This window comes from Nonomuraea sp. CA-141351, from assembly GCF_050944675.1.
In the GTDB taxonomy this organism is placed as follows: Bacteria; Actinomycetota; Actinomycetes; order Streptosporangiales; family Streptosporangiaceae; genus Nonomuraea.
Genome location: NZ_CP191982.1, coordinates 114,150 through 137,138 on the forward strand (window position 1 = coordinate 114,150; position 22,989 = coordinate 137,138).

25 protein-coding genes and 1 pseudogene are annotated in these 22,989 nt (G+C 65.1%); 15 read left to right on the forward strand and 11 right to left on the reverse strand.

The window, feature by feature from the left end:
• Nucleotides 1–83 precede the first annotated feature (83 nt).
• From ACQPWU_RS00595 to ACQPWU_RS00605, 3 genes are all read right to left on the reverse strand, one after another.
• A complete protein-coding gene (locus ACQPWU_RS00595; protein ID WP_433436105.1) occupies nt 84–1,649 on the reverse strand; it encodes an alpha-L-arabinofuranosidase B in 1,566 nt (521 codons plus the stop codon).
• 488 nt (nt 1,650–2,137) lie between these two features.
• Nucleotides 2,138–2,341 (reverse strand): hypothetical protein, encoded by a 204-nt coding sequence (locus ACQPWU_RS00600; protein WP_433436106.1) that lies wholly within the window; start codon nt 2,339–2,341, stop codon nt 2,138–2,140.
• 115 nt (nt 2,342–2,456) lie between these two features.
• Nucleotides 2,457–3,017 carry a hypothetical protein gene (locus tag ACQPWU_RS00605; protein WP_433436107.1) on the reverse strand — a complete coding sequence of 187 codons (561 nt, stop codon included), beginning with the start codon at nt 3,015–3,017 and terminating at the stop codon, nt 2,457–2,459.
• Between the two features lie 4 nt (nt 3,018–3,021).
• Here ACQPWU_RS00605 and ACQPWU_RS00610 point away from each other — a divergent pair, with 4 nt between their 5' ends.
• The 4 genes from ACQPWU_RS00610 (at nt 3,022) to ACQPWU_RS00625 (ending at nt 6,939) form a co-directional block, all read left to right on the forward strand.
• Nucleotides 3,022–3,783 (forward strand): hypothetical protein, encoded by a 762-nt coding sequence (locus ACQPWU_RS00610; RefSeq protein ID WP_433436108.1) that lies wholly within the window; start codon nt 3,022–3,024, stop codon nt 3,781–3,783.
• Nucleotides 3,784–4,136: 353 nt separating this feature from the next.
• On the forward strand, nt 4,137–5,360 hold the full coding sequence (locus ACQPWU_RS00615) for a transposase (protein ID WP_433436109.1): 1,224 nt from the start codon (nt 4,137–4,139) through the stop codon (nt 5,358–5,360).
• An 83-nt stretch (nt 5,361–5,443) separates the two neighbouring features.
• A complete protein-coding gene (locus ACQPWU_RS00620) occupies nt 5,444–6,214 on the forward strand; it encodes an aminoglycoside phosphotransferase family protein (protein WP_433436110.1) in 771 nt (256 codons plus the stop codon).
• A gap of 89 nt (nt 6,215–6,303) precedes the next feature.
• Complete coding sequence (locus tag ACQPWU_RS00625) at nt 6,304–6,939, forward strand: class I SAM-dependent methyltransferase (protein WP_433436111.1); 636 nt, start codon at nt 6,304–6,306, stop codon at nt 6,937–6,939.
• A gap of 344 nt (nt 6,940–7,283) precedes the next feature.
• Here ACQPWU_RS00625 and ACQPWU_RS00630 read toward each other — a convergent pair whose 3' ends face one another.
• Nucleotides 7,284–7,892 carry a flavin reductase family protein gene (locus ACQPWU_RS00630; protein ID WP_433436112.1) on the reverse strand — a complete coding sequence of 203 codons (609 nt, stop codon included), beginning with the start codon at nt 7,890–7,892 and terminating at the stop codon, nt 7,284–7,286.
• A gap of 473 nt (nt 7,893–8,365) precedes the next feature.
• On the opposite strand from ACQPWU_RS00630, the gene ACQPWU_RS00635 reads away from it, so the two are divergent.
• On the forward strand, nt 8,366–8,611 hold the full coding sequence (locus ACQPWU_RS00635; RefSeq protein WP_433436113.1) for a hypothetical protein: 246 nt from the start codon (nt 8,366–8,368) through the stop codon (nt 8,609–8,611).
• Nucleotides 8,608–8,967 (forward strand): hypothetical protein, encoded by a 360-nt coding sequence (locus ACQPWU_RS00640; RefSeq protein ID WP_433436114.1) that lies wholly within the window; start codon nt 8,608–8,610, stop codon nt 8,965–8,967. Before ACQPWU_RS00635 ends, ACQPWU_RS00640 begins: the two co-directional genes overlap by 4 nt.
• A gap of 299 nt (nt 8,968–9,266) precedes the next feature.
• Here ACQPWU_RS00640 and ACQPWU_RS00645 read toward each other — a convergent pair whose 3' ends face one another.
• Nucleotides 9,267–9,650, reverse strand: coding sequence for a hypothetical protein (locus ACQPWU_RS00645; protein ID WP_433436115.1), 384 nt, complete (start codon nt 9,648–9,650; stop codon nt 9,267–9,269).
• Between the two features lie 312 nt (nt 9,651–9,962).
• Nucleotides 9,963–10,358 (reverse strand): OsmC family protein, encoded by a 396-nt coding sequence (locus ACQPWU_RS00650; protein WP_433436116.1) that lies wholly within the window; start codon nt 10,356–10,358, stop codon nt 9,963–9,965.
• Between the two features lie 659 nt (nt 10,359–11,017).
• Between ACQPWU_RS00650 and ACQPWU_RS00655 the strand changes: the two genes are divergently transcribed.
• Both ACQPWU_RS00655 and ACQPWU_RS00660 read left to right on the forward strand, forming a co-directional pair.
• Nucleotides 11,018–11,560, forward strand: coding sequence for a YetF domain-containing protein (locus ACQPWU_RS00655; protein WP_433436117.1), 543 nt, complete (start codon nt 11,018–11,020; stop codon nt 11,558–11,560).
• Nucleotides 11,561–11,860: 300 nt separating this feature from the next.
• Nucleotides 11,861–12,343 (forward strand): YcxB family protein, encoded by a 483-nt coding sequence (locus ACQPWU_RS00660; protein ID WP_433436118.1) that lies wholly within the window; start codon nt 11,861–11,863, stop codon nt 12,341–12,343.
• Between the two features lie 308 nt (nt 12,344–12,651).
• On the opposite strand, the gene ACQPWU_RS00665 is transcribed toward ACQPWU_RS00660, so the two are convergent.
• Nucleotides 12,652–13,104, reverse strand: coding sequence for a winged helix-turn-helix transcriptional regulator (locus ACQPWU_RS00665; RefSeq protein WP_433436119.1), 453 nt, complete (start codon nt 13,102–13,104; stop codon nt 12,652–12,654).
• Nucleotides 13,105–13,195: 91 nt separating this feature from the next.
• Here ACQPWU_RS00665 and ACQPWU_RS00670 point away from each other — a divergent pair, with 91 nt between their 5' ends.
• The 3 genes from ACQPWU_RS00670 to ACQPWU_RS00680 all read left to right on the forward strand — a co-directional run bounded on the left by ACQPWU_RS00670 (nt 13,196) and on the right by ACQPWU_RS00680 (nt 14,576).
• Nucleotides 13,196–13,789, forward strand: coding sequence for a dihydrofolate reductase family protein (locus ACQPWU_RS00670; protein WP_433436120.1), 594 nt, complete (start codon nt 13,196–13,198; stop codon nt 13,787–13,789).
• Between the two features lie 72 nt (nt 13,790–13,861).
• Nucleotides 13,862–14,245, forward strand: a complete 384-nt coding sequence (locus ACQPWU_RS00675; RefSeq protein ID WP_433436121.1) for a PPOX class F420-dependent oxidoreductase — start codon at nt 13,862–13,864, stop codon at nt 14,243–14,245.
• Nucleotides 14,246–14,306: 61 nt separating this feature from the next.
• Nucleotides 14,307–14,576 (forward strand): helix-turn-helix domain-containing protein, encoded by a 270-nt coding sequence (locus tag ACQPWU_RS00680; protein WP_433445130.1) that lies wholly within the window; start codon nt 14,307–14,309, stop codon nt 14,574–14,576.
• A gap of 67 nt (nt 14,577–14,643) precedes the next feature.
• Here ACQPWU_RS00680 and ACQPWU_RS00685 read toward each other — a convergent pair whose 3' ends face one another.
• Complete coding sequence (locus ACQPWU_RS00685) at nt 14,644–15,816, reverse strand: erythromycin esterase family protein (RefSeq protein WP_433436122.1); 1,173 nt, start codon at nt 15,814–15,816, stop codon at nt 14,644–14,646.
• Nucleotides 15,817–15,906: 90 nt separating this feature from the next.
• On the opposite strand from ACQPWU_RS00685, the pseudogene ACQPWU_RS00690 reads away from it, so the two are divergent.
• Nucleotides 15,907–16,026: pseudogene (locus tag ACQPWU_RS00690) on the forward strand (MerR family DNA-binding transcriptional regulator); the annotation flags it as partial.
• Nucleotides 16,027–16,111: 85 nt separating this feature from the next.
• Here the strand turns inward: ACQPWU_RS00690 and ACQPWU_RS00695 are convergent.
• The gene (locus tag ACQPWU_RS00695; protein ID WP_433436123.1) at nt 16,112–16,927 is read right to left on the reverse strand and encodes a class I SAM-dependent methyltransferase; all 816 of its coding nucleotides are present in this window, start codon (nt 16,925–16,927) and stop codon (nt 16,112–16,114) included.
• Between the two features lie 88 nt (nt 16,928–17,015).
• Between ACQPWU_RS00695 and ACQPWU_RS00700 the strand changes: the two genes are divergently transcribed.
• Nucleotides 17,016–17,525, forward strand: a complete 510-nt coding sequence (locus ACQPWU_RS00700) for a GbsR/MarR family transcriptional regulator (RefSeq protein WP_433436124.1) — start codon at nt 17,016–17,018, stop codon at nt 17,523–17,525.
• 705 nt (nt 17,526–18,230) lie between these two features.
• On the opposite strand, the gene ACQPWU_RS00705 is transcribed toward ACQPWU_RS00700, so the two are convergent.
• Nucleotides 18,231–19,343, reverse strand: a complete 1,113-nt coding sequence (locus tag ACQPWU_RS00705; RefSeq protein ID WP_433436125.1) for a pentapeptide repeat-containing protein — start codon at nt 19,341–19,343, stop codon at nt 18,231–18,233.
• A gap of 1,679 nt (nt 19,344–21,022) precedes the next feature.
• On the opposite strand from ACQPWU_RS00705, the gene ACQPWU_RS00710 reads away from it, so the two are divergent.
• Entirely contained in the window at nt 21,023–21,343 is a 321-nt protein-coding gene (locus ACQPWU_RS00710) for a type II toxin-antitoxin system Phd/YefM family antitoxin (RefSeq protein ID WP_433436126.1), read from the forward strand.
• Complete coding sequence (locus tag ACQPWU_RS00715; RefSeq protein ID WP_433436127.1) at nt 21,340–21,762, forward strand: type II toxin-antitoxin system VapC family toxin; 423 nt, start codon at nt 21,340–21,342, stop codon at nt 21,760–21,762. Before ACQPWU_RS00710 ends, ACQPWU_RS00715 begins: the two co-directional genes overlap by 4 nt.
• Before the next feature lie 539 nt (nt 21,763–22,301).
• Here ACQPWU_RS00715 and ACQPWU_RS00720 read toward each other — a convergent pair.
• Nucleotides 22,302–22,979 carry a TetR/AcrR family transcriptional regulator gene (locus ACQPWU_RS00720; RefSeq protein ID WP_433436128.1) on the reverse strand — a complete coding sequence of 226 codons (678 nt, stop codon included), beginning with the start codon at nt 22,977–22,979 and terminating at the stop codon, nt 22,302–22,304.
• Nucleotides 22,980–22,989: the final 10 nt, after the last annotated feature.

A 22,989-nucleotide genomic window follows, 5' to 3' on the forward strand; every position in this document is an offset into this window, starting at 1 on the left:
CCGGCCCCGGCGTGCGCGGTTGGGTCAGAACGGCGGGGAGCCGTCCCCGTGGACAGAGACGACTCCGCTGAGGTCGCCGGCACCTACGCCCAGGGCTGGTCGACGACCCAGCTCACGTCGTTGGCCCAGGAGGAGGAGCTGTCGAAGTTGTGCGAGCCACCGTTGCTGGCGATGTAGACGGTGTTGTTGTAGTGGCGGATGAACCGGTCCGGGAAGTTGTAGGAGGCGAACGAGGTGCCCTGGCCGCTCTTGCCGGTCTGCGGGCAGAAGGTGGCGTCCGCGGCGAACAGCGAGCTGCCGTCGTTGTGCTGCCGGTACAACTGGTAGTTCTGGTGCCGTAGGTAGTCGCCGGGGTAGTTCCTCGACTCGAACGACACGCATGAGTTGCTGGCCAGGCCGCTGTGCACGATCCACGAGGCGTCGCTCTTGTCCACAGACGAGCTGGACGAGGTGATCACCGACGTGATGACCTGGTCGTTCTGGTGACGGATGTAGCGGGTAGTGCAGCAGGACGTCGTCGCGCGCAGCGAGATCGACGATCCGGGGGTGAGCGTTCCGCCCGGGACACCGCCGCCCGAGGTCGAGTATCCGGCGGCGACGATGTCGGCCTGCACCGCGTTCTCGGTGGCGTCCGACGGATAGCCGGAGGTCATCACGCCTTCGTAGAAGGTGCCGGCGGAACCGTTGCTGTTGTCACCGCCGATGCCGAGGATGATGGCCCCTTCCTTCTTCATCGGGTTGTAGCCCGAGACGTTGGGGCGCGCTCCGTTGTAGAAGGTCGACAGGCCGCCCGACTGCGCGTTGCCTGCCCGGATCGCCCAGTGGTTCGGCTCACCCTTGATGATGGCGGTCAGGTACCGGTGGTTCACGCTCGGGTCGTTGGCGTTGTAACCCGCGTTCACTCCGGAGAACAGGCCGTTCTCCAGGTCGGCCATGACCCAGGGGCCGTTGCCCGTGCCGTAGCCCCAGACCTTGATGTTGCCGAAGTAGATGGCCTCCATGGTGCCGTTGCCGTTGTCGCGGCTGTTGGTCTCGGCGTTGCCGTAGTCGAAGCAGCAGCCGCCGTTGTAGTGCGTGCCGTCGAAGACCGCGTACATCCCCTCCGGCTGGTCGCCCTTGGCGATGCCGTTGGTGCTGTTGTTGCGGTATCCGGTGCCAGGAGCCACGAAGACGCCGTAGGCCTTGTGGCCGTTGATCATGGTCGGCGCCGCGGTCGCGTTCGCGAGGTTGTCATATCCACCCGGAGCCGGACCGGAGAACCCGCCAGGGGGCGCCTGGGTGAGGCGGTTACCCCGGCCCGACTGGTCGTAAATGATGGTGATGAGACAGGTCGTGCCGGCGCAGAACGAATCCTGCGCCGCGGCGTTGGCGTATCCGCCCGCGCTCAGCACGCCGATGTCCCGCGTGGTGTTGTCGGAGGAGCGACGCACCTGGTACAGCGGACCGTTGTAGGAGGCGTACAGGGCACGGGTCGTGCTGTGCGCCGCCACACACGGCGTGCCACCCGCGGCGTAGATGTCACACGACAGCGACGTCGCGGCCTGTGACGGCGTGGAGATGCCGGCCAGCAGGCCGGCGGCGAGCGCGACGGCCGCACCCGCGGACAGCAGTGCCTTTTTAAATTGCCGGAATCCGGACCTGATAATCATGATTGAACCTCTGCCTTTCAGGGGTGTGCCGCGGATGCCGGGATTTCAGGCATGGCTCATCAACCGAAAGGCGCGAGCGACCGCCGTGCGATTGCGCGCGCGACGGTATGCCAACTGACCTGCGACATCGCGACAGGGGGTGGAAAGGAGGTTGCTTTGTTAGCGTTAACATTTTTGCGATCTATGCGGCCTCCGGAGATGTGCTCATGGGATTGACTGGCTCACTATGGAACGGAAGTCTGTGTTGCGTCAAGGTTTCGGCCGCGTTATGAAAACACTCGGCCTCCGTTCACGCGAAACGATCTGATTGTGCTGGGAAGACGTCTGACCACGCTGAAATTACTGCCAACGCGACGCTTCCCTTCCTCAAGATCGTGACGCCGGCCTCTGGTCGCCCGACCAAGCCGTTCAGGCATCCCTCGGCAAGTCCTTCGGCTGGCGTGCAATCGTCGGATCGTGCCCGCCTCGGGCAGCGCGGGCGCTGGGGCTCACATCCCCTCCCCTGAGCTCACCGAAGACCGCCACCCGATCTCCCCGAGGTCGAAGGCGACGTCGGCGAGCTGAACCGTGCGCACCTCCGGGTCGTCGAGGAGCCTGCGCAGGTCTGCGGGTTTCCAGCGGTCGACGACGAGCCCGTACACGACGCCCTCCTCGGCCGGCCCGGCGAGCCCGTGGCCGGTCGTATCAACCATTCCGCGCAACCTGGGCAACCTGACCGGCTCGCCAGTCTGATATGTACGCGGCTCAAGTGGATGCGGTACTGCTCGACCTGGCATGTGGCGCTATTTGCCCTGATCTCATGTTGAGTTATTCAGGCGGCAGGAGAGCGACGGGCTCTTCGGCCCACCCTGGATACCGGTGGTCGGCAGAGAACAACCTCTCAATCGGTGAGGGAGGGAACGCTGCGGCCCCGTGCAGGTGGGAGTCGACGAAGCGTTGCGCCGCCGACAGCGCCCGTGCCAGCTCCTCCGGGGAGAGTGCCCCATCCAGCAGGGCCTGACCGGCCTCGTCGAGGTCCAGCGCACGGTAGGTAGGTCCCATACCCTCGACCACGAAGTCCAGATAGCGATCGTGCACGGTGAAGAGGGCTGATCCGTCCTGTTGCGAGCTCTCGATGGAGACCACGTCCACATACCACTCGTCGCGCCAGCCGAAAGGTTCGTAGACCAGCTGCACATCTTCTTCAACGAGCCAGAAGTACCGTCGGGGCCCTCGGTGGCGCCAGTACACCTGGTCCGAGTAGAGCACCGTGCCGCACAGCCGAGCCGGCACCGGACGATGCTCATAGATCCGCATGCTGGCCAAGGCCGGCTGACTGGCGGATGCCGTCCTGTCCACCACTCCGCTGGGATCGGTTGTCTCCTCCATCGGCGTGATTCTTCCAGTGATCGACGGATCCGGCGTCGCCCCGTCGGCTACGACCGAGACCGAGGCTACGCTTCAGCTGGTCGGGCGCCCCGCCTCGCCCTCGAGCACCCCCCAGGCGATCCCGAATCCCGCACAATACTGCAACAGCAACGAAGGCTACTTCTTCGCCATGTCGGACCTGCCGGTCAAGCGCAGCCTGGTCACCGTCCGTGCGCATGCGACAGGACCGAACACCACGGCCTCATACGCGTGGGGCACCACGGAGACGACGCAAGTGGAAGCCGCGGCCAACATCGCCGCGGGCGGGGCGTTGGCCAAGGTCGGATTCACCGGTGTTCAGACCGTTTCGGCGGGCATAAACTTCGAGATCGGCCACTTCAGACCGGCGCATTTCCAGGCGGAATTCGACTTCCGCACCTGGGATCTCTGGTGCGAGAACCACATCACCCTCGAAAAACGGCTATCCGGAAAGTACGAATGGCGCCCGTACCGATTCACCGGCGGTAACGACATCATCCCTGGCGGCGGAAACCAGGGAGTCTGCCCGGACCCCGATACCACCACGTCCATCTCCAGTGCCACGTGGGTCGCCCGCGACTCCACCTGGACGAGATACGGCCGCGTGGACTTCGGCACGGTCAAACTCGACTCACGCACGACGAACGGATCGAACTGGAAGCTCACGGTGCCCCCCGTCAAGACGGCGAGCATTTGCGGCCTTGATGACGTTCCGATCTACTCGTCCTACGTGATGGAAGAGTACTAGGGGAGATTTACGCCTAGCAGCCATGGGCCGCTCGTCATCGTGCGGCCGATCGGCCTTGTCATATTCCTGGTCCTGGGCACGTCAAGCTGCGCCGGCACGCCCTCTGGCCCGTCTCCGGCGAGCACGAAAGACGACGGACGAGCCGCCGCCGGCACGCGGGTGGGAGAAGGCCCCCTGAAGTCGGGGCCTCCGACCGGGTATGCGTTACGGCGCGACAAAGGCGCCACCTTCACCGACGGGTGGGGCCTGCTCTACAACTCCGGCGACGCCCCCATCACCATCACGCGGGTCAGGTCGATGTTCGGCGGCACTGGCCTTCGGCAGCTCGGAGTGCTGTCCGCCGGGTACGGCCGATGCACGCTTTCGCTGTCCCGAGCCGCTGTTACCCCCGCCCCTGCCGGGCGGGCGGCCCGAGAAACACAGACGCCGCCGTCTTGTACGTGGTGCGCACCGGGTGCGCCTGGCGGCAACTGCCGTTCGACTTCCCGCCCTGGCAGATGGTGTACTGGTACTTCGCCCGCGGGGAAGACGCCAAGGTCACCGACCATTTCCTGACCGCCCTGCGGCGGCGCTTCCGCCTCCAGCAGGGCAGAGCCGAGCGTGACGGCCGCCTCGGTGCAAGATCGCGATGGAGCCAAGACCACGCTGCTGAGCATGTACCTGCTGACGCCGGGTTCGCCGGAATCCTGGTGGAGTGGGCCCACCGGGGGCTGCGGACCACGCTGCACATCGTGCGCAAGACCCCCGGCCAGATCGGATTCGCGGTTATGGCCCACCGACCTGACCTCCCTCCAGGATCAACCTGGTGGTCATTGCCCAGCGTTCCAGGCACAGTTGAGTCTGTGCCGGAGAACAACTTCGACGAACGGGTAGCACAGACGTATGAGGCCAAGTGGCCGGAACTGTTCGATCCCGCGGTCGTTGACCCTGCTGTAAGTTTCCTCGCCGATCTGGCCGGACCAGGCGGCGCTGCTCTTGAACTGGGCATCGGTACCGGGCGCATCGCATTGCCGCTCAGCCGACGAGGTGTCCGGGTGCACGGCATCGAACTGTCGCCGGCGATGGTGGCGCAGCTAGAGACCAAACCGGGCGCGGAGCACATCAGCGTGACGATCGGCGACTTCGCCACCACCAGGGTGGGCGGCACTTTCACCCTCGCCTACCTGGTGCGCAACACCATCACGAACCTAACCACACAAGACGAACAGGTCGAGTGCTTCCGCACCGTGGCGGCGCAGCTGGAACCCGGCGGCTGTTTCGTCATCGAGGTCTATATCCCGGAGCTTCGGCGTCTGCCGCCCGGCCAGTCCATCCACCCGTTCACCGTGACCCCGGCGCATCTCGGCTTCGAGGAGTACGACGTGGCATCGCAGATCGCCGTCTCCCATCACTACTGGGTAGTGGACGGCCGGCTTGAAACCCGTTCATCGCCGCATCGCTTCGTATGGCCGTCCGAACTTGACCTGATGGCACGGCTCGCCGGAATGACCTTGCGCGAGCGATGGGCCGGGTGGAAGCGCGAGCCCTTCACCAGCGACAGCAGGAACCACGTCTCGGTTTGGCAAAAGACGTCGTAACGGTCACGCGGAAGGCACGTGAGCCCGCCAAGGCGGGCGCACCCTCGAGCGGAGTGCAGGCACCGCGGATAAGCTCTGAACACATGGCGGATGAGGAGATCTTGCAGGATTCTGCGCATCGCAGGGTGATACGCCTCGGCGAAACCGTTCGCAGGCCCGTGCATCCGTGGACACCGGCCGTCCATGCGTTGCTCCAGCATCTGGAGGAGGTGGATTTCCCTTACTCGCCGCGGGTGCTGGGGATCGATCAAGAGGGCCGTGAGATCCTCACCTACCTGGACGGCGAATCCGGCGCTCAGAGCTGGACCAAGGTGGTCGAGGATTCAGGCCTGATGTCCTTTGCCCGCCTGCTACGCGCCTATCACGACGCGGTCGCCGGGTTTCGCCCGCCCCAGGGACTCAGATGGTCCAGCGGCGAGGCGGAACCACGCGATGACGAGGTGATCTGCCACGGGGACTTCGGCCCGTGGAACATCGTCTGGCGTGGTGAACGCCCCGTCGGGATCCTGGACTGGGATTACGCCCGGCCCAGGCCTCGGCTGCACGACATCGCCTACGCACTGGAGTACGTTGCGCCATTCCGCGACGATGCCGAATGCCTGCGCTGGCTGCGCTACCCCACGCCTCCCAACCGGCGCCATCGCCTGGAGGTGTTTGCCGCCGCCTACGGCCTGACTTCTACCGAGGGTCTGATCGATGCGGTCATCGGAGTTCAGCGGGACGTCATCGAGCAGGTTCGCCGGCTGGCCGACGCCGGCCACCAGCCTCAAGTCCACTGGGTCGCCGACGGCTTCCTCGACGAAGCGGGCCGAAAGCTGGCCTGGAGCCGAGACAACCGCCACCTGTTCGAGTAGTACAGGGTCGCCGAGCAACCCCCGGTCGCTGTCCACCTTCGCCAGTAGTCAGTACGACGGCGCCGGTCCATGAACTACAGTCATCCGCCATGGCCGAATCCTCCTACCTGACGGCGACGGCGGAAGCTTACGATGCCGTCGCCGCCCGCTACGTCGAGCTCGTCCGAGGTGCGCTCGACCGTGTGCCCCTGGATCGCGCAGTGCTCGCCGCGTTCGCCGAGCTCGTACGGACCGCCGGTCCCCGGCCCGTCGCCGAGGCAGGATGTGGCCCCGGACATATGACGGCGTACCTGCGGGACCTTGGGCTGGACGCCTTCGGCGTCGACCTGTCCCCTGTGATGATCGACTTTGCTCGTGAGGCTTATCCCGATCTGCGCTTCGAGGTCGGTTCGATGGATGCCCTTGACCTGGCCGACGGCGAGTTGGGCGGCCTCATGTCCTGGTACTCCGTCATCCACATCCCGCCGCAGGAACTACCGCCGTATTTCACCGAGTTCCGCCGGGTGGTGGCCCCGGGCGGCTACCTTCTGCTCGGATTCTTCGAATCTGAGGGCGGACCGGTACTGGCATTCGATCACAAGGTGGCGCCGGCCTACCGATGGCCGATCGACGACCTCGCCGAACTGGCGCGCAAGGCGGACTTCGTCGAAGTGGCGCGAATGCTGCGCGAGCCTCTCGAGGATGAGCGGTTCCGCCGAGGCCATCTGCTGATGCGTAGACAGTAGACACCGTGGTCTCCTGATCTCCCTGACCAAGGCGGCCTCGCCCAGCCTGCGCATCGGCGCGCTCCTCGCCAGAGGCCCGGTGATGGCCAGGCTGCGCGCGATGCGACTGGTCGACGACTTCTTCGTCGCCCACCCGCTTCAGGAAGCCGCGATCGAACTGGTCAGCGCGCCAACGTGGGACCGGCACCTGCGTACGCTGTCCACCGCACTGTGCGAGCGCTGCTCCACCCTGGCCGAACAAGTCCCCCAGTGGCGTGTGGCCGGCGTCCCAGCGGGCGGCCTGCACCTGTACGCGGAAACCGACCGTGCCGACAACGTCGGCGAGGTGAGCAGACGGTGCCGAATCATTCGGCCTGCGGCTCCTCGTAAGGAATGCGGCTCAGGTGCAGGATCTCGCCCAGGGTCCCCCACTCGTCTCGACCGAGCTTGGTCAGCGGGCGCAGCAGCTCGGCGTCAGGCCGGCCGTTGACGATGTACTCCTCATGCACCGCCGCGAGGAAGACCCGGCCGAAGACCAGGGTGGAGTTGCCCATGCGCAGAGTGGTGTGTGAGCGGCACTCCAGGACCACCGGAGAGGCAGCCACCCGGGGCGGCCGCACATGACGGCTGGCTTCACGTTCGATTCCCGCGAAGCTGAATTCGCTGACAGTACGAGGGAAATCGGTGGCGGTGGCGTTGATCAGGTGCAGCAGCGGTTCGGAGGAGAAGTTGACGACGAACTCTCCGGTGTCCTCGACATTGCGCAGGGAATCCTTGCGGCCGATCGAGGTGAACTGCACGATCGGCGGATCCGTACTGGCGATGCTGAAGAAGGAGTGCGGAGCGAGGTTCTCCACCGCTCCGTCGGGTGTGACGGTGGAGACCCACGCGATCGGACGCGGAACGACGACCGAGGTCATGAACCGGAAGAAAGCCACCCCGCCCATGGCCTCGGGGTCGAAGTCGACGCGCATAACGTTTAGTATTCAGCGCTCTCACACTGTGTAGTGGCCGCCGCGCGGGAGCGCGGGGGCATACTGCGACGGTCGGTGCGGTGGTCAGCGGACTATGAGGATGGGTTTGCCGGGTACGTGCGGCTGAAGGCCGCTTTCGCACGGCTCGGCGGCCGGCGTCCAGAGGGAAGGTCTGGCTCACGATTGGCCGCAGCCTGCCCGCGTCGACCAGGACGGCAAGGTGCCCGAGTCCAGTTGGCGTCTGGCCGGACCACATGTCGTTGACCCGGCGTTTCTGTGCGAATCCCTGGGGCGGGGGCGCGCCCGGGGGTGACCGCGACCTCCGGGGCGAAGGACGGTGGAAGGCCACTGGACGGTGTTGCCCCCCACTGTGTCGAGCACTAGTGATCACTGCCTGATCGGGCACGCGTCCGATCTTGCCCCTCCTGCCGAATCACCCTACCGATCAGGGTTGTGTCCGACATAATATGGGCATGAGGAAGTTGCGCTTCTATCGCTCGGCACGGAAGCACCGCATCGGGCGGGCGCACGCCCTTCACGTGATCCGATCCGGGCCGCCGGCTATCGTTCCAGCGACCGACCCGAGCCTGGAGGATCGATGGGTGTGGGTCGGCCCAGACGATCGGGGCATCGAGCTGGAAGTGATCGGCATCCTCGCCGACAAGTACCTAGTGATCCTGCACGTGATGCCGACCGCATTGAGGAGGAGGAAGCCATGACCGACCACGAGGCAGCCTGGCCTCCAGAGGACATCGAACTGGTCTTGGACGACGACTCCGAGATCGACAGCGAATCCGAAGAGATCTACGACAGCAAGGGCAACCGGATCACAGACGAGTACGTGAACGACGCCATCGACGACGTTCACCGCGCGATCGACGAAGGCCGCGTCCCCGTGCCCACTGGCCGCAGCGGGCGTCCTTCACTGACAGGCGAAGGCACTCACTCGCCAAGGGTCTCCTTCCGCGTACCCGAGGAACTACGCGAACGAGCCAAGGCGCGCGCCGAACAAGAGGGGAAGACGGTGTCCGCGCTGGCCCGCGAAGCCTTTGAACAGTTTCTCAGGGCAGGTTGAGTCGTCGGATATCACAGGGAACTGCTCGATAGCGGAAACACAATCGGCCCGATGGCCGCCTGGATACGCGAGTGACCGTGATTGACCGCTGCTGACCGCCCTTAAATGGCACGCTAATGGCATTTGCCAGCCAAGGTCAGCAGTGACGTGGAGCTGCCGTTGTGTGCTCGAGGTGGTCGGCGTTGTCATCAGCTCTCGCGCTACCTCAGCCGTGGCCATCCAGGGCTACCGCAAGCAGACCCGCTCTGTGCCCCGGAGCTGCCCCGTGGTCATGGATCGATCTTCGGCGGCCGAGCGCGCTAAGCCGCTGTACGACGCGTCTTCCGGATCCCTCGTTCCAAAAGAAATCCGCGAACTAACAGGTGAATCAGTAACGACACACCAACGATCAAGGAGAGTGCCCTGGCGACGAGCGTCTCAAGTTGCCCGGATAACCCCATGAACACGCCGCCGATGCCCATGTAGAGCTGAAAGCCGGTGCCGATCCAGGCCCGCAGCCGCGGCACCCATTTGCCTAGGAGAACCAGTGCAAAGATCATGACGGCGAATCCCACCGGAGCTTCCGGTTCCGCCATCAGGACGACCACGCCTCCGACGAGACCCAGGAGCGGCACCGCGATCACGAACACACGTTGCCGTACGGACAGGCTCGCGAACCACGACTTCCGATCCGTGCTCTCCACTCGATCAATGTCTCATGCCTGAACCGCTTCGGACCAGCCAGTCCGTGCTCGTAGTCACGTACTCCGAAAGGGTCTCGTTCCGCATATCGGAGGAGCTGCGAGAAAGCGACAAGGCCCGCGCTGCGCAGGAGGGCAAGACGGTCTCCGCGGTGGCCCGAGAAGCTCCTCAGAGGAGGCTGACCTTCCGCATACGGAAACGCAAGGACCGGATGGCCGCCGCGCTACGGCAACGCCCTCATCTGCGCCGACCGCGTGCTCGTGCCGCCGTAGCGGTGCGGGAAGTCCTCGTTGGTCGTGTTCCTGCGTGCTGGGTTAGCTGATTCTCTGCACAGTGGCACCCCGGCGAATGGCGCGGGGGATCTCGGCGACGGAGTCCACGATGTCGATCAGGTGGGCGATGCTCTCGGCTGGAGCGGTGGAGCTGACGTCGACGGTGTAGGTGATCCCAGTTGACCGCCAGCTCTCGGTATCGAAGCCGCCGGCTGCGGAAACGCGCACTCCCAGGAGTTCGATTCCCAGTGCGGCGGCCTCCCGGTAAAGGTCGTTGAGGACGCACCCCGCCGCCGCAAGGTGAAGGAGATGTCCTCCGGTGAAGTCCGCCGTGACGCTCACGCCCTCGGGCGTCCACCGATGAGGGAAATGCACCGCGTGCTCGTCCGTCACCCTCAGCGATCCTGCGCTCGCGATCACGTTGAAACGATCATCCATGAATGGGCTCCCGGCTGCCGGCGTACGGACGTCACGACAAGAGTCGCCCTAAACGTCGCAGCCGCCAACCGGCAACACAGCACTCCCCTCACACGGGGATGCTGCCTCTTGCCGCCGGCAGCGCGCTCGACCCGACGGCGAGGCTCCGGGGCCATTGCCCGACCTCCCGGTTGATCGTGGAGTAGCTACCGCCTCGAGAGCGGAGCCGCCGGCGCCGATCCGAACGACGCCGTAGGCGCCGCGTAGCGGGTGGGGCCGACGGTCGGCGCGACCTGGCGGCGGCAGACCGCTGATCGGCGGGTTGGGTGGTTACGGCGCGGCGGTCGTGCGGCGATGCTCCGCGTGACGCTCGGGCCGCATGCGCGACGCGGGGGCGTCGGCGCTTGGGTCTTCGCCGACCCGGACAACAGGCTGTGTGGCGGCCGGGATCGAAGGCGGCACCCGGGCCGATTAGCCATGTGGCGAACCGGGAAGTCTGCTCTCATGTCCCCCCGGCAGTCGTCGGAGGGAACACGTCGTGACCAGGATCGAGCCGGAGCCGCCAGCCAGTTGTGCGCCTCGGCCGGCCAGGAAGGCGTCGGACGGCCGGTCGGCTCTCCGGGATCCACCACCGGGCATCTCGCCCTCGTCGCCGATCGCTCGCTGAGGGGGCGCTGGCCTTGAACGGCTTCGGCGACGCCGTTATCGGTGACTGGCACAGTGCCGTCTACTCTGCCGTCAAGGCGGTGATGTTGTTCCTCACAGCCGCGGTGGCGTTCCGGCTCACCGAGCGCAGGACCATGGCAGAGTTCGCCCCGTTCGACTGGGTCGCCGCCGTCGCGGTGGGTGCTCTGGTCGGACGTACCGCCACTGCGTCGGGCTCCTCCTGGCTGACCGGCGCCGCCGCGCTGGTGGCCCTCCTCGCCGCTCACGCGATCGTCACCAGGCTTCGGTTCCTGCCGGTCATCAGCCGCCTGGTCGACCCACCGCTGCGGATCCTCATCCGCGACGGGCAGGTCAACCGGCGCAACCTACGCCGTTGCGGGCTCACAGAAGCCGACCTCGACGCCGTCCTCCGCCAACACGGGCACGACAGCCCCGCCGGCATCCATCTCGCCATCTTCGAGGCCAAAGGCGCCGTCTCCGTCCTGCCGCACCCATCGACGGCCAGTCCCCCACAAGGTACGGGCGGTGGCACCGCCCGAGGACCGCGCGCCTGGTAGGCCACGCGAACACCGTGGTGACCGAGACGGTCTACCGCTTCCAGCTCCGGCCTGTGCTTCTGGAAGGGGCAGAGGCCATGGACGGCATTTCCCGCGCAGGAAGAGGCGGCGTCACTCATTCGGTCACGCACAAACGGTCTCGATCTGCGGGGAGCACCGTCCGCGAGTGACCGCCCTCAATGGCACGGCGGTGGTCTAGGCTCACCTCCACAAGATCACCAGGTCGGCTCGATGCCGATACGGCGTTGCAACTTCGTACCGGGGACCTGAAGGATGGGCCATCATACGGACGAAGGCGGCATGGTGGACTTCACAGTCAGATACGAACCCACTCCTGATGAAGTGGCGCGAGCACTCGGGCAGGGCGTCAGACAGCAACTCAAGATTGCCTATCGGGCGCTGCCGGTGGTCCTGGTCGTGTCGGGGCTTGTCTGCATCCTGCTCGATGCCACATCCATAGGCATCGGCATGCTCATCGGAGCAGTCGTCTTCCCGCTCGTGTTGACCTGGTCGATCCGGCGGACCGGCAAACGGCAGCTCGCCTACCTCTGCGTGCCGACCACGCTCCGGATCACCGACGAGGGGTATGAGTTCCGAACCGACCAGTCCACGACCACGGTGCAGTGGTCGCTGTTCGGGCGGATCGTGACCGGCACTGAGTTCTGGCTGTTCTTCGTGGGCAGACAGTTCATGGGCTTCCTTCCCAGGCGCGCCTTCAGCAGCGAGCAACAAGCCGAACTCGACGGCCTTCTGGCTTCTCGACAGCGCGCAGGAATGACCTGATCGTCGGCTGTCCCTCCTCTTTTCACCTTCCCGGTCGGCCGTACGGCGGGCACGTCTGATCTGCCGATCCGTAGGTTTCCAAACGATCTCCACGATCGTTCAGACCCGTCCGTGATGCGATGAGACGACGTTTTGATCGGTTGCCCCAATCCTGGCCGGGCGGCCTGGGAGGTTGCGGGTGACCTCGAGCGACCGGACCGCGTGAAGTCCGGCGGGTGCTTGTGACGATGGACGGGGGCATCTGAAGGCGGGTTCCGATGGCACCCGCGGGCGGTCAAGGCTGCCAGGGAGCTCTGGACCCGCCTCGGTCAGGTGGCCGCGCCTGGGCCTGGTAGTGGGTCGACGTCGCCGGCGTGCATCGGCTCGCCACAGTGGGCGCAGCGCAGGTCGACACGGCTGATCTCGCCGCACGCGTGGTGGCGGTAGAGCACTGGCGGCCCGGCTTCGCCGGCGAGCCACCTGTCTCCCCAGCTGGCCATGACCATGAGCAGGTCGACCAGCTCGGCACCCTTGGCCGTCAGGTGGTATTCGTAGCGCGGCCGTTTGTCGTAGGGGCGGCGCTCGAGCACGCCGTGGTCGAGGAGGTGGTTGAGCCGCTCGGTCAGCACCTTGCGCGAGATCCCGAGATCGGCCTGGAGTTGCTCGAACCGAGTGACTCCGACCCACACGTCGCGCAGGATCAGCGGCGACCATGGCTCTCCGATCACGTCGAGGGTGCGTGCGATGGAGCAGGCCATCTCCCCGAACTTCGTGCGTTGCATGAGATCAGTCTAGCAGTTGGAGTTCCCTAAAGGAACTCTGGATGTTATGGTCATGGAGTCTCCTGAAGGAACTCCAGGAAGGATCACAGAGATGAGCAAGGTCATCAGCTCCCACGCGGTCTCGGTCGACGGTTACATCACCGGGCGCGACCCGGGCGCCGGGCATGGACTCGGTGACGGGACGATGCTGTTCGACTGGTACTTCAACGGCGACACGCCCAGTCAGGTGTTCGACGGGTTCCGGCTGAGCGAGCCCAGCGCCAAGGTCTTCGACGCCCTCGCCGGACGCGTGGGTGCGATCGTGGCGGGACGCACCACCTATGACGACTCCAAGCATTTCGGAGGCGGCAGCCCGCACCCGGCGGCCCGGCTGTTCGTCCTCAGCCATCGGGCGGCACCGGAGATGACCGAACGGCAGACCCTCATCACCACCGGCATCGAGGACGCGGTCGCGGCGGCTCGCGAGGCCGCCGGCGGCAAGGACGTCGGCCTCATGGGCGGCGGTGTCACGACCGAGGCCTTGGAGGCGGGGCTCGTCGACGAGGTGATCCTCCACCAGGTGCCGATCCTGCTCGGCGGCGGTCGCCCCTTCTTCCGGGCGCTGCCCGAGCACGTACGCCTGCGCCTGGTCGAAGCCGTACCGGCGCCGGGCGTCACCCATCTCCTCTACGAGATCGAGCGCTGATCATCACCGGCGGCCTGGCGATGATCAGCGCCCGCACCGCATGGCTCACCGACAACCCTTAGGAGAAGAACGATGCTCAACCCCGACGTACGCCGCATCCTCGACGGCACCTCGCTGGCCCACCTCGCCACCGTCCTGCCGGACGGCTCGCCCCACACCGTCCCGCTCTGGGTCGGCACCCACGGCGACCATGTCGTCTTCCTCACCGGTCCGCACTCGCGCAAGGCCCGCAACCTGCTCCGCGACCCGCGAGTGGCGCTCTCCTTGGCACCCGCCGACAATCCGTTCCAGCCGGTCATCATCCGCGGCCGGGTCATCGAATGGCTCGAGGGCGACGCGGCCTGGGAGATCATCGACCAGATCTCGACGAAGTACATCGGCAAGCCCTACTCCCGAGACGAGGAACGCATCGTCGCCGTTGTCGAGCCCGAGCGGCAGACCGTCGGCCGTGGCTGAGCCGTCCGGTACTTGCCAAATCCTCAGCACCCCCCGCGACGCTGCGGCAGTCCTTCTGGTGGTGCATCGACACCTCCACGCCATCCGGCCGCCTGCAGCTCCACATGTTCGGCGCGTTGAAGGGCCGGCCTCGGCCCGAGAGCGCGGCCGCGTCGGTGGGCGCCCGCCGGCCCTGGACGCCCACGGGGTGGACATGGCTCGCGTGCTGTACGAGATGAAGGGCGATGACGGTAGGCGCCGCCACACCGTTCAGCAGATCGCCGACCAACTCGGCGTCAGCCGCGCCACCGTCTACCGCCATCTCGATCCCGACAAGCCGGTCTTGGCGTAGGAGGAGCACGGTGCTGCCCCCGATCACCTACTACGTTGGGAAGGCCAATGGTGTGATGGCGCACCTGTCAATCCAGCCTGGCAGCATCCAGCCTGACAGCCTCCTTGAGGAAGACGACGCCGTCGATCGTGTCGAGCTGGGCCGGGTCCAGCGGGAAATAGGCGAAATCGTGGGAGATGCGCGGGGCCGGCTTCGTGACGGCCCCGGCCAGGCGGCGGGCGTCGATGAGAGAGTGGTCCCACGGGAGCGTGGACAGGATGCCCTCGACGGTGTCCGGGGGCGGGGTGTTGTCGCCGACCGTGCCGAAGGCGGAGGCCAGGAAGGCGTACCGGTCGCCCAGGTGCGCTTCGGTGATCGCCCCCACGCTCGCCCACTCCAGCGTCTGGTCGCCGAGTTGCATGAGGCTCTTGTTCCGCTGCAGGTGGAGGTTGTGGGCGAAGATCAGGGCCGGGCCGTGCTCGGCGACGGCGCGCAGGTTGGCGGCCATCATCGCGTCCCGCAGGCCCGACAGCCGCGCCATCCGCGCCGGGGACGTGTCGGCCATCCAGTGGTGGTAGCGGAGCAGGCCGATGGCGGTGCGCCCGTACAGTGCCGCCAGCTCCCTGTCCTTCGCACTCAGCTGTGGAACCTGCATGTCGAGCAGCGCCACCAGGTCGTCGGCGATCAGTCGCAGCCGCTGGGCGTCGGCGGACTGGCCGATCGACTGGGACGGATCCATGACCGTGGCCTCGTTAGTCCACCGGTCGTCCGGACCGAGCAGCGCGTCGAGGGTCTCCCTGGTGCAGGGGAGCGGGCCGTCGAGGAGATCGCAGAGGGCGGTGAGCGCCTCGCGCGGGCTCTCGGCCCAATACTCCAGCGGGCCGTCGAAGCCGAAGAACCGGAGCTTTTCGTCATGCTCCTCGTTGTACGCGCGCATCCAGCGTACGAGCTCGCGGTTGGCCGGAGGCGTGCCGAAGCGGTGACTGAAGCCGCGTTCCATGACATCGTCGAGCGTGCCCACGCCCGTCGTGATGTAGTCGTCCACCACCAGGCCCCTGAGACAGTCGCTCTCGATGGCGAACGACCGGTAGCCCTCGTGCTCGACCAGATGCTGGAAGATCTCGTTGCGCAGCTCGCCCAGCTCCCTCACGAAGTGCCTGGCCTCCCCCAAGCCGAGCAACAGAGGCTTGGCGGGAAGCGACCGGAGGAACGCCGAGACGCCCGCGCCATCGAGCGGCCGGGCTGTGTCCTTGATATCCATACATTCAACGGTATCGTTGAACTTTCTTTGTAAACTTTGCCGCGAAAACCCCGCTCTCATCGCGACGGACCTTCAATCGGTGATGCATCCATGAGGCCAGTGGACCCAGCGTTGTCCACCCAGGCGATCAGGAACTACGAGGACGCCGGCATCCTGCCCGCCGCCGAACGCACCGTCCACGGCTATCGCACCTACACGCCGCTGCACGCGGTTGTTTGCACGCGGCGCGTTTCGGGGGCAGGGAATGACGCTGGTCGATAACGCGACGAGCGGCCGCAGTGCTGACGTCGGCGCGTTAGAACCGGAACCGCACGATGCGGGTGGACCGTTTCATGCCCGGCAGCAGGTTCATAAAGCGGTACATGCGGCGTATGTTCGCGGGTGCCTTGGCCATCAGCACCGGTGAGTCGTTCATCGGCGCCTCGTCGACGTATTCGAGCCGGGGGTGCCAATCAGCCAGGGCGGCCGGTTCGTTGAAGCCGCAGTGGAACTGGGCGTCGTATTTGCGCAGCGAGGGGTCCCATTTCGAGGTTCGCCACGCCCAGACCGGCACCGTGTCGAACTGTATTTGGCCGGTGGGGAAGGCGTCGACGACGCTGGTCAGCAACCGCCGGACGTCGGTCTCGGTCAGGTAGGGCACCAGCCCCTCGGCGATCATCAGCACCGGTCGGCCGCGGGGGATGCGTTCCAGCCAGGTCAGGTCGGTGACGCTGGAGTCGATCAGGGTGTAGTGCTCGCGCGGCGGCAGGAATTGTTGCCGCAGTTCGATGACGGACGGGTAGTCCAGGTCGTACCAGTCGACGGTGGCGGGCGGGTCGATCCGGTACACCCGGGCGTCGAGGCCGCAGCCCAGGTGCAGCACCACCGCGTCGGGGTGGTCGGCGAGGAAGCTTCGGGCCCAGTCGTCGTGGGCCTTGGCGCGCACCACGGCAGCTAGGCCCATCTGGCTGATGCCGAATCTGCGGTTGTCGTAGTCGGGGTCGAGGCGGCGCATCGCCTGCTCGGCGTATTCGTCGCCGAGGATCGGGTCCGGCAGTCGGTTGTCCAGTGCTTTGGCCCTGAGGACAGGGCTGAGGGTCTTCTGGACTCCCACGAGTTCAGTGTCCTTCACGACAGCGACCCTACTCGCATTTCACGAATTTCGTGAAACCTATGAATAGTCTTAAGCTGTTGAGGCCGCAACGAGGAAGGGAGCTTCGGTGACGCGAGCGGACGAGGGCGCCATCGCCGTCTTCCGGGAACGGTTCGCGCAGATCATGGTCGAATACGGCATGCCCCGGATGGCCTCACGCGTGTTCGCCGCGCTGCTGGTCACCGACTCCGGCAAGCTGTCGGCCGCCGAGCTCGCCGAGCGACTGGGGGTCGGCGCATCGGCGATCTCGGGGGCGGTCAAATACCTGGTGCAGGTGCGGCTGGTCGAACGCGGCCGCGAACCCGGCACCCGGCACGACTTCTGCCGGATCCACGAGCACACTTGGAGCCACTTCGTCAGCCAGTCCGCCCCGATGCTGGTCCGAGTGCAGGGCGGCGCCGACGAGGGCATCGCGGTGTTGGGTCTCGACTCCCCTGCCGGGCGGCGGCTGGACGAGACCCGCCGGTTCTTCGCGTTCATACGCGAGGAGATCAACCAGTCGATGGCGAAGTGGCGGCGGCTCCAGGAGGCCGAACGCGAGGCCGGCCAGACGGCCGGCAGCATCTTGCCGAGGTAGCCGCCCGGCCTGGTCGCCGGCATGTCGGACCCGTACGCAGGCGTCCGTGTGTATCGGCAGGACGGGCACACAGTTCGCACGCTACGCAAGATCGGCATCATGCACGGCACGGACTCGTTCTCACCCTCGGGCAAGCGACTCCTCACACTGTGCGTGTACACCGAGAACCACTTCTGCCTGTGGGACTTCAAAACGGGCAAGCTCGTTTAGCGCGTCGACGGGAACGGGCCGGCGATCGGATGGTGGGACGATCAGCACCTGTCCGTAGAGGTTAGCGACGAGAATGGCTCTCGGGCAGTAGTGATTGATCTGAACGGCGAGATCACCCGTGTGCCGGCGAGCTTCACGGCGAAAGCCACGCGGGAATGGGTCGACCTCGTCTACACCCCAGCCAATCGCCGGCATGACCCCCAGGTCGGCGCAGAAAAACTTGAGCTGACAAGCTCAGCGGGCTTATGGCGTCTATGTCTTCTCATCCCGTGAACGCAGAACCCCAACTGTCGACTGACTTCTGAAGATCGGCCGTCGTACATCGAAGCGCAGTGCTGAGATCCTCGCCCTCGCGCGAGCATTGGATTTCGCCCAGCCACGCGGGCCTGAACTGCACCGGACGGCGACGAACTGCGACTACGACTGCAACTTGAACCGCGGCCAGGTTGCCGTGGCACGGCGAACTGTCCGAGAGGACCCGGGAAAAGTACCGACCTAGCTGCGTTCCTCCTCACTTTCCTGAAGTGACGCAGCGACCTGGTCCAGAAACTTGGGCAAGACCGTCTCACCATCAATGATGGCGTCCGCAAGTTGGTCGGCAGTAAGTCCCTTCACCTCACTGAGGTCTACGCCGCGGAAGTCAGCGTCAGCTAGATATGCGTGGCTCAAATTTGAGCCACGCAACACCGAACCTCTAAAGTCCGATCCTATGAGTGATGCATCCCGGAGATCCACCCACCGGACGTAAGCACCCTGAAGATTGGAGTTTGAGAGGTGTGCGACACGGAGATTGGCGCCACTCAGGTTAGCCGCCCTTAGATCGCACCCATCTAACACCACGCCATTTCTCGTTTTGACATTGACGAGATCGGCCCCTCCAAGGTTACAGCCTTGGAAGTGCAGCATGTCGATCCAACCACCTGTAAGACTCGCACCAGCCAGATCCGCTCCCCCGAGAAGAATCCAGGGGGATTCGAAACGCCTCGGCCTTTTCGCAATGACCGTGAGCGCTGTCTGTACATCGACCGGCAGGGCTTCACCCACCCATTTCAATCCACTCTCGTGATCGCCATCTTCTTCCAAGCCTTCTTCATTCGTAAGCGTTCCACGATCGAGCTGCCGCGATTGACGCACAAACGAAGCCAGCAAATCTACGACTGCACGATGATCGCGAGGAGAATCCTTGAACAGTCGCGCCAACGAATACACCGCGCCTATTCGTTCTGCTGGACTGTCAGAGACCAGTTGAGTTGTCGCCTTCGTATATCTGTCAGCAACCTGTCCAGATCTGGAAAGAACATATGTTCGCGCAGTGAAGATAACAGTAGCAAATCCACCAAAGGCCAAGAATATTTGAAGAAGAGTTGCTCTGGAAGATGCGACCGCCTGCATCCTTTTTTCGCCATCAGTTATGGCGAAGATGAGAGCTTCGTCGAACCAGAGTGGCCCATTCCACACCACAATAGCCGATAATACAACGACGCAAATTATTGAGATTGACACTGCGATACGCTTCAGCCAGGCAGGGAGACTGGGACGGAATCGTCTGTGTGCTCTGTAAACAGCCATCTGGGCGACATCAACAACTCTTCTCGCAAAGCTAAGCATTGTCGACTCCTGACATGGAACCTTGCAGCTAAATGAGCGCCTTATTTAAGATGCCATAACCTCTTCAGAGGTGACAACGCCGCGATGGAGGCAACGGCTTTAACGCCGCAAAGCATGGACTCCCACATCAGAGCAACGCTATATCCTGCATTCGGTTCGACGGCTCATACCGCGTAAGCCGTACTGCCGTGCATCTGATGCCACGACAACTCGACATGCCGGAGCGGGCCGAGCACGGCCGCGCACGAGAACGGTTCTCAGGCCGCACGCGCGGCGTGCGGCCTGGGGCAGGGCCGCGCCGCCGGCTGATCCCTATGAGATACGAGAGCATTCGGTACGCCTCCCCAACGAGATCGTCAGACCCGCCCGGCGGTGGGCTGAGCCGATGAACTGGGAGGCGGATCTGACCTGGTGGAAGGAGCAGAAGGCGCGCGACTGGCGGTAACCGATGGGAATTCCAACTATCACGAGCTCTGGACCCTGGGTTGCCTGGTCAGCGGCACTCTAGAGCCGGTCATGAGTGACCGTGATCGACCCCTTCGTCACCGGGGTTAATGGCACGCCAATGGCACGACGATCAGCCTGCGACCAGGGGTTTCACGCCTCGTACGGGTCAGACAGAGTCATGGCCTTTCGAATGGGAACTCCCCTGCGGCCCGCTACTTGGAGACGTTCCCGGACTTGTCTGGGCGTCCGTGGTCGAAATCCCGGACCGTTGCAACCGCAGGAGTGGAAATCCAACCCGGCGTAGAGGACGGCGCTCAACGCCCGCCAAGCTGGGCCATCACTCCGGCGTGGCGTCGCGAAATCTCGCCCGGCGTCAATCATGGGCTCCTGGCAGCGATTACAGAGCTGAGGTCGCTCCACCGGGCGTCGCTTGGTAGTCACACGGCAGGGCAAACACACATAGTGGACCTTGTACGTTCCCGCGCTGTACCGGCACATGCCGCAAGATTACGTGAGTGTCGGCGCCCCGCGCGTACCCCGCCCGCCTGATCATCCCGTGTGCCGTCGTCCCGCCCGAAGGGGAAGCGGGCCGGGGCCACGAGGCCAGAGTGGAGCGGCCCCACCGGACGAACAACCTTGGCGGTCGGCATCCCTGCGGCGATCATTCCTGCACTCACCGAACATCTTGCGTCCTATATCGCCCCCGAAGACGACGCGTTCATGTTCCTCGGACAGAAGGACGGGTTCCTGCGCGGGAGCAATTTCCGGCGCGCCGGGAAGTGGGGAGAAGCACTCAAGGGCTCACCGGCCTGCACTTTCACGATCTTCGCCACACGGGCAACACGCTGGGCGCGCAGTCAGGAACTAGCCTGGCCGACCTCAAGGCACGGATGGGGCACAACAGCGATCGGGCCGCGCTCATCTACCAGCACGCAACCAAGGACGCTGACCAACGGACCGCAGACGCTCTCGGCGCGCGAGTGCAGGCGGAGAGGAAAGATCGGCCCTGATGACTAATGGCCCGTTAATGACCCGAACACCCCGCCACAAGATCGGTGGCGGTAAGCCGGTGTTGCTGTACTCGCTGCTGTACGGCAATCCCTAAGTCGACTCGGGAAGCGACCTCGCCCCCGCGTCCGGTCGCTCGCATCAACTACAGCCCCTACAGGATTGACGTGCGCCTAGAGTGCTACCCTGTAGCACCAGATAGCACCCAGCAGTAGACTGCTGATGTGAGCACTCCTGAGTCTGACCACTCCCATGAGATCTCCCAACGCGACCTGCGCAATCGGTCAGCGGAGATCATGGATGGCCTGGAACGTGGAGAGCGGTACGCCGTTACCCGCAATGGCCATCACATCGGCGATCTGGTCCCTCTCCGCCGCCGGTGCCGGGCCGTCTCACGCGCCGAATTCGCCGCCGTGTCGTCTGGCATGCCACGACTGGATGACCGTGAATATCGCGAGGACATGGGCCGCCACGTCAACGACGATCTCTACGACCCCTACGATCGCGCCTACGGCAGACGTGAATTCGCGGAGGACGAGGGATGACCCACGCCCTAGGGCTGCTCGACACCAACATCCTCATCCTGCGCGCCGGCATCGATCCCGACGAGCTCCCCGATGAGATGATGATCAGTGCCATCACCACCGCAGAGCTCTCGGTCGGCGTCTTGGTGGCGAAAGGGCCGCAAGAACTCGCTCAGCGAATGAAGATCCTTCAGACCGCCGAAGCCGAATTCGACCCACTCCCCTTCGACGACACCGCAGCCCGCGAGTACGGCCAGTTGTGGACGGCCTTCATCGCCTCAGGACGCAAACCACGCCCCCGCACTGCAGACCTGATGATCGCCTGTGTGGCGATCGCGAACCGGCTTCCTCTGTACACCTGCAATCCCAAGGATTTCAAAGGCCTTGATCACCAACTCACCGTAGTCCCGGTAACCCGTCCGCAGTGGGCCGGTACATGAATCGAAAGCGCTCAAAATTTGGCAGCCGGTGTGTCAGCTTCGGATTGAAGTTACTCCGCGCTACTTGGCGTAGCCGGTCGCTCATGATCTTGTCCGTGTGGCCCGGCGACGAACCACTGCGGGAGTCACGGATGGGCCCTGGACCGGGAAAACGCCTACCAAGTTTGGTCCACCACAAAACGTGACCATGCTCTTCACCTGCGCGTTTACGGTTCGAGAAGTCATTGATAGGCGGCAGTATTCGAACCGCAGGTAGCAGGCCCAGCATTCGGCTCTCTGACGGAGTCCTGCTTGTTCTACGGCCCGCCATAGACAATCGAGACCTCGGCTTCGGTCCCTTCTGGCGACCGTCCCGGGTGGTTGGTCGGGCCACCGATACATACCGGCGAGGGCGCCCTGCCCCAGTAGGCGGGCATCGTCGAGGTGCCGGTGCGATGGGCGCTCGGCACAGCGGCGCCACTCGGGAGTGGGCCCCTCATCGCCGCCCGGATGATCGCCACGAGCGCCGGGGCCCCTTCTCCTCTACCACGCGGCGAAATTTACCCGCCGAGCAGCTGCTGGGTGACGGCCTCGGTCAGCCAGGCCTGGTAACGGGATCGGCTCCATCCGCAGTGCCGGCGCAGCAGTTGGTAGGTGTGCGGCGACGCGAGAGCGTAGAAGATGTCCGCCGCGGTTTGCGCGGTCAGGCCTGGCCGCAGGGAGCCGGCCTTGTGCAGGCTCTCGGTCAGGGTGAGCCAGACCTTCCGGGTGGTGCGCGAGCCGGCGTCCGCGGCGTCCCGCATGTCAGGGTCGGCGTCGGCGGCTTGCACGGTCACCATGATTAGGTCGCCGGCGCGTTCGAATAGCGCCACCGTGTAGTCGATGCTCTGGTGAATCACCGTATGTGGATCAGTCTGGGCGAAGGCCGCCAACATCTCGGGCCGGTCGGGCACGGCGACGGGTAGCTCGTCGCCGACGGTGGCCACGCCTAGGACGTGCCGGAACAGGTCGGCCTTGCTGGAGAACGCCGCGTACACGGTGCGTTCGCCCACCCCAGCGGCCCGTGCGATGTCGCGCACGGTGGTGGCGACGTATCCATGTTCGACGAAAAGCGCGGAGGCTGCGGCTCGGATGCGGGCCTTCGTCTCCGCGGCGGCCAGTTTGCGCTGAGGTGCGTGATATCGGCGGGGCCTAGCCTCGGCGGGATCTGGGTCGGGGCTCTTGACGGCGGGTGGCATGAGGAGCATT